Origin of the sequence: Pseudoalteromonas rubra (assembly GCF_005887115.1) — a bacterium.
Classification (GTDB): domain Bacteria; phylum Pseudomonadota; class Gammaproteobacteria; order Enterobacterales; family Alteromonadaceae; genus Pseudoalteromonas; species Pseudoalteromonas rubra_F.
Genome location: NZ_PNCJ01000090.1, coordinates 1 through 388, shown reverse-complemented (window position 1 = coordinate 388; position 388 = coordinate 1). Strand labels below are relative to the sequence as shown.

Below are 388 nucleotides of genomic sequence, written 5' to 3'. Positions count from 1 at the left end.
TATTAAATCATTGGATGAATGAAATGTATAAACCATTAATAATCACGGGGTTAGTTACAACAACTTTCAGTTTGAGCTTGAATGCTCAAGCTATTGATTTCCCCGAATCAAAACGCGCTTTAAATGAGCTTTGTATAACACTGTATAGTCAAAAAGATTACCTAAATGCACAATCTTGCTTTACAGAACAAGTGAACCGTAATGAGAAAAACTATCATGCTTTAGGTAATTTAGCCCTTGTTAAGATAAAAAATGGGGATTTTAAAGGGGCTATAGAGACCGCTGATATTGTTTTGCAGCAAAGTAACAACAGAAAACAACAAGCCAGCGCAGCCTATAACCAAGGACTTGCTTATGAGCGTTTGAAAAATAAAGAGGCTGCGCTCGC

General features: G+C 36.3%; 1 protein-coding gene. It reads left to right on the top strand.

All coding sequences use genetic code 11. From position 1 onward, the window contains the following. Window positions 1-23: 23 nt before the first annotated feature. On the top strand, window positions 24-388 hold a 365-nt coding region (locus CWB98_RS23265), incomplete at its 3' end, for a tetratricopeptide repeat protein (protein ID WP_212751164.1).